Genomic DNA, 4,918 nt, shown 5'->3' with positions numbered 1-4,918 from the left:
CGCGCCGCACCTGCCAGCCCTGCGGTTCCCTCCACTCTTCGCTAGTCGCGGCATGGCACCTGCTTTTTCCTGTTTTAAAACCGCACGACACGTGAAGACCCCGCTTCTGACCTTCCTCCTGGCCTTTGGCTGCCACGCCGCATTGACCGCCCAGCAGATCAAGGCCCCCGAATCCCTCCGGTCCAACACGCTCCCCGTGGTGCCGACCCCGGCCAAGACTCCCTCCACCGAGGAGATCGACAAGCTGGCTGAGGAAGCCCAGAAGGCGCTCTTCAAGTCCGTGGACAAGCCTGGCACCGCTGCCACCCCCGGCACAACGGATGTCACTCAATACACTCCTTACGCAACCACCACCCCGACGCGTCTTCCCGCACAGCGGCTGGAAGACCCCGCTCTCTGGGCCAAAGATTCGGTCCGCAAGATCGCCGTGATGGAAGTGTCTTTCGGTGGCGCACGTGAAACAGTCATGATCGAGCTGTTTCCGAACGACGCTCCGCAGACGGTGAACAATTTCATCGACCACTGTGACAGTGGCATCTACAACGGCCTGGCCTTCCACCGTGCCATCGAAGGCTTTCTGGTGCAGACCGGTGATCCGCTGACTTCAGATGAGTCCGCACGTGCCAAGTGGGGTACGGGTGGCGAAGACAAAACGATTCCTGCCGAAATCAAGCGGCCGCACCGTCTCGGAGCCGTGGCGATGGCCCGCCGCTCGGACAAGGTCAATCCTGAGCGCCGTTCGAATGGCTCGCAGTTCTATGTGACTCTGGGAAATTACGGCGTGCTGGAAGGCAAATACACCGTCTTTGGCCAGGTGGTGTCCGGCTTGGCGACCCTTCAGCGCATCTCCCTCATGCCGGTGGATGCCAACGACTGCCCAGTGGCCCGAATCGAGATCAAATCCATCAAGGTCATCACTCAAAAGGGGCCCATGCAGGTGCCGGTCATGGCTTCGGGTGAAGGCGTTCGTTACGTCAAGCCGGATGCGGCGCGCGGCATGGTGAGCCGCTTTCTCCATCGCGTGTGGTAAGATCAGGCGGGTGTTTTTGAAGTGCGGCGGCGTGGGCTGCTGCTTTTATAGCGGTTCGCAAAACTCATTTCCGTTTAGTGGGCTGTTTCTTGATCGAGGACCATGGGCTTCGACGGCGGCTGGCTGAGGACAGCCAGCCCTACCAGCGCAGGGTCTGCTAATGCCAGGCGCGAGGTAGGGCGCTTGGTCCTCCAAGCGCCGTCGAGCGTTGCCACGCGCCGCCTTTCGGAACTCCATTTAGGGAGATGGTAATCCAGCTCCGGCTCTACTTCGCAGGAAGCTCAAAGCAGACCGCTTCACGGTCATTGCGCAGCAGCAGCCAGCGGCCTGCCAGCGTCGGTGGGTTCCAGGTCTTGGCTTTCAGTGCCTCCAGACGTGACACTTCCTCCAGCTTAGCAGGGTTGGCTTTGACCAGGGCGACGAAGCCCTTCTCCGCCTGCACGAGCATCAGGCTCTCCCCAAGGCGAATCTGCTGACCGAAGCCGTAGCGCCCTTCGCGCCAGCCGCGCTCGCCCGTGGCCAGATCCACGCAGCAGAAGGTGCCTTCATCCAGCGCGTAAGCGTGGGTGCCGAACACGCTGGCACTGCTGAACTTCGTGCGCGGCGCGCTGTCGGCCCAGATGGATGACACGGTGAGCTTGCCATCGGCGGCGGGCTTGATTTCCAGCAGGTTGCTCTTCAGGCCGTAGCTGGTGGTGACCAGGATTCGCTCCGGCGTCACCTGCACGGGCTGGCAGACTTTGGGAAACATGCCCGGCCAGTCAAACTTCCACAGCACCGCGCCGCTGGCGGGATCATGCCCGGTCACGGAGTTGCTGTTCACGCTCAGGACCTGCTCGCGCCCGGCCAGTGTCATCAGCACCGGGGAGCTGTAGCTGCCGCCGTCATCTCCGGCCTTCCACACGAATTGGCCGTCGCTGCGCCGGTAGGCGATGAGCGTGGCACCGTTGTCACCCCCGCTGCAAACGATGTTGTCCCCGACGATCAAGGGTGCGGCGCTCTTGCCCCACTCAGGGCTTTTGGTGCTGCCACCGTCCTTCAGGACGTCTTTGCTCCAGCGGACTTTCCCCGTGGTGAGGTCCAGGCAGTTGAGCAAGCCCTTGGAGCCCATGGTGAAGACCATGTTTTGCGTCGCATCTACCGTAGGTGTGGAGCGCGGGCCGATGCCGCCCATCGGCTCGTCAAAGCGTGTCTTGTCGGCATGCGCCCACAGCAGTTTGCCGGTGGCGAGGTCATAGCAGGTCACGTACTCTTCTTCACCCCGCTGCTCCTGCGTCAGTGCGCGGCCGCCTGCCACGGCAAAGCCCGCCCAGCCGTCTCCCACCTTGATGCGCCACACTTCACGCGGCGGGTGTGCTTTCCAGTCGGTCTGCCAGTCCGGCTCAGGCAGCACGCCATCGCCTTTGGCACCAAGGAAGCGCGGCATGTCCGCCACTCCCGCTGATGTGGGTGAGGGAACGGCCGCAGCCTCTGCACCGCTGTGGAGTTCCGGCAGCACCTCCGCCTTCTGCCAGCGCCAGGCCAGGCTCGGAAAGGCCGAGCCGTCGGCGGAGCCATCGTAGCGGATCAGATACTTAAATGTGGCGATGACGGCAATGACTCCCAGGATGAACACGCCCAGCCGCTTCAGCCGCACCCCGCGCAGGTGCAGCGCCCACCAGAGGCCGAAGAGGATCAGCCACAGCGGAATGAGAATCATGAGACCGCCTGAGCGAAAGACGTGATCGGTTGCCCAGAGCCAGGCCAGCAATCCGCCAAACAGCAGGGTGAGAAAAAGAGGGAATTTAGGAATCATGGGAGTGAGAGTCGCGTCATTCTACGTCTGGCGCAGGTCATTGGAAATGGCTGGCGTTATTTGGCGTATGTCTCATCCTCCGCCAGTTCCAACCCAAACACATGAAACAGTTTCTCCTCTCTTTGCTTGCAGCCTCCGGCCTGATGGCCGCCGACCACGTCGTTTATGAACCCGCCGGTGCGGCGAAAGGAAAGCACATCGTGCTCCTTTCCGGTGACGAGGAGTACCGCAGCGAGGAGTCCATGCCCATGCTCGGCAAGATCCTCAGCCAGCGCCACGGCTTCAAATGCACAGTTCTCTTCAGCCTCGCTGAGGACGGCACGATCGTCCCCACCAACGGCGCCAGCCTGAGCCATCCTGAGGCGCTGGATTCCGCCGATGCCATCGTCATGCTGCTGCGCTTCCGCCACTGGGATGCGGCCACCAGCAAGAAGTTCGAAGCTGCCGTGAACCGTGGCGTGCCGATCATCGCCCTGCGCACCAGCACCCATGCCTTCAGCGGCTACGCCAAGGAAAGCCCCTTTGCGGCGTGGAACTTCAACAACGACGGCGGCTGGGGCAAGAAATTCCTCGGCGAGACCTGGGTGAGCCACTGGGGCAAGCACAAGTTTGAAGCGACCAAGGGCATCATCGAAGCCGCGAATACGAATCACCCTGTGCTGCGCGGAGTGAGCGATCTCTTTGCCAACACCGACGTCTATGAAGCCGCTCCGCCCTCTGATGCCGTCATTCTGGTGCGTGGTCAGATCCTCCAAGGCATGACTGCCGACACGCCACCGGCCAGCTACAAGAAGGCCACCGCCGCCAAAGTGGAGCAGGATGTGAACACCCCCATGATGCCCGTGGCCTGGCTGCGCGTGGTGAAGAACGACGCCGGCACCGAAAACAAAATCCTCGCCACCACCATGGGTGCCGCCACCGACCTCACCAACGAAGGCCTGCGCCGCCTTGTCGTGAACGGCGTCTTCTGGGGCCTCGGACAGGAAGTGCCGGAGAAGGCGGATGTTTCCATCGTCGGCGACTACCAGCCCACGATGTACGGCTTCGGCGAATTCAAAAAGGGACTGAAGCCGGATGGCTTTGAACTGGCGAAGTAGCTTTTACTTCAGCTCAAAAACAAACGGCAGGCCCTGCGCGTTCATCATGGCTTTTTCCTTGGCCATGAAGCGCTCGGCCAGTTGAGTGAAGCTGCCATCGCTGCGCATGCGGACGAGGACTTCGTTGACCTTGGTCTTCAGTTCCTCATTGCCCTTCTTCAGGCCCACGGCCCAGACTTCCTCGCGCAGCGGAGCGAGCAGGGCGCGCGTTTTCTCAGGGTGCTTGGCGTGGTGGTTCATGATGGAGAGCTGATCGTAGATCCACGCATCGACGCTTGAGTTGACCACTTCCATCACGCAGGACACATCCGCATCCAGGGCGATGATTTTGGCGTCCTTGAGATTTTCCCGCACCCAGGTTTCACCCGTGGTGCCGAGGCGGACGACGATCTTGCGGCCCGGAGTCTTCAGATCGGCGGCGCTTTGCACCGTGGAGTCTTTGGCGACCAGAATCGCCAGGCCCGTCTTCACATACGGCTCGGAGAAGTCGATGGACTGGCGTCGCTCCGGCGTGGCGGTCATGGACGAAAGCACGAGGTCGACGGAGCCGGTGCGCAGGGCGGTGATGAGGCCGTCGAAGTTGATGTTGCGGAACTCCACCTCGCGTCCGAGCGCCTTGCCGATCTCGCGCCCCACCTCGATGTCCACGCCGCTGATCTGGCCTTTGGCATCGACAAACTCAAACGGCGGGTAGGTGGCGTCCGTGGCGATGATGAGCTTGTTGCTGCGCGTGCAGGCGCACAGGGTGAGAAGCAGGCTGAGGGCGAGGTAGCGAAGCATGGGATCAATCAGGAGTTTAAATCACCGGCGTAATCGCTCGGCATGCGCCAGTCGCCACGCGGAGAGAGGGCCACGGAGCCGACCTTGGGACCGTCCGGAACGCTGGAGCGCTTGAACTGGTTTTGGGCGAAACGTTTGAAGAAGAGCGCGAGCCATTTGGCGATGGTTTCATCGTCGTATTTGCCCGCAAAAGCCTGGGCGGACAGCCAGCGGATT

The 4,918-nt window shown here is 61.8% G+C and carries 4 protein-coding genes and 1 pseudogene; 2 read left to right on the top strand and 3 right to left on the bottom strand.

What is annotated here, in order from left to right; genetic code table 11:
* Positions 1 to 91 precede the first annotated feature (91 nt).
* Positions 92 to 1,030: a peptidylprolyl isomerase gene (locus ACIREA_RS26635; protein ID WP_397385358.1), complete on the top strand. Its 939-nt coding sequence runs from the start codon at positions 92 to 94 to the stop codon at positions 1,028 to 1,030.
* A 265-nt stretch (positions 1,031 to 1,295) separates the two neighbouring features.
* On the opposite strand, the gene ACIREA_RS26630 is transcribed toward ACIREA_RS26635, so the two are convergent.
* Positions 1,296 to 2,825 carry a PQQ-binding-like beta-propeller repeat protein gene (locus ACIREA_RS26630; RefSeq protein WP_397385357.1) on the bottom strand — a complete coding sequence of 510 codons (1,530 nt, stop codon included), beginning with the start codon at positions 2,823 to 2,825 and terminating at the stop codon, positions 1,296 to 1,298.
* A 101-nt stretch (positions 2,826 to 2,926) separates the two neighbouring features.
* On the opposite strand from ACIREA_RS26630, the gene ACIREA_RS26625 reads away from it, so the two are divergent.
* Positions 2,927 to 3,922, top strand: coding sequence for a ThuA domain-containing protein (locus ACIREA_RS26625; protein ID WP_397385356.1), 996 nt, complete (start codon positions 2,927 to 2,929; stop codon positions 3,920 to 3,922).
* 3 nt (positions 3,923 to 3,925) lie between these two features.
* Here the strand turns inward: ACIREA_RS26625 and ACIREA_RS26620 are convergent, their stop codons facing one another.
* Positions 3,926 to 4,702 (bottom strand): transporter substrate-binding domain-containing protein, encoded by a 777-nt coding sequence (locus tag ACIREA_RS26620; RefSeq protein WP_397385355.1) that lies wholly within the window; start codon positions 4,700 to 4,702, stop codon positions 3,926 to 3,928.
* A gap of 8 nt (positions 4,703 to 4,710) precedes the next feature.
* A pseudogene (locus tag ACIREA_RS26615) lies at positions 4,711 to 4,918 on the bottom strand (NAD(+) synthase); the annotation flags it as partial.

It is taken from the genome of Prosthecobacter sp. (assembly GCF_044373815.1).
In the GTDB taxonomy this organism is placed as follows: domain Bacteria; phylum Verrucomicrobiota; class Verrucomicrobiia; order Verrucomicrobiales; family Verrucomicrobiaceae; genus Prosthecobacter.
This window is presented reverse-complemented; position numbering and strand designations above follow the sequence as displayed.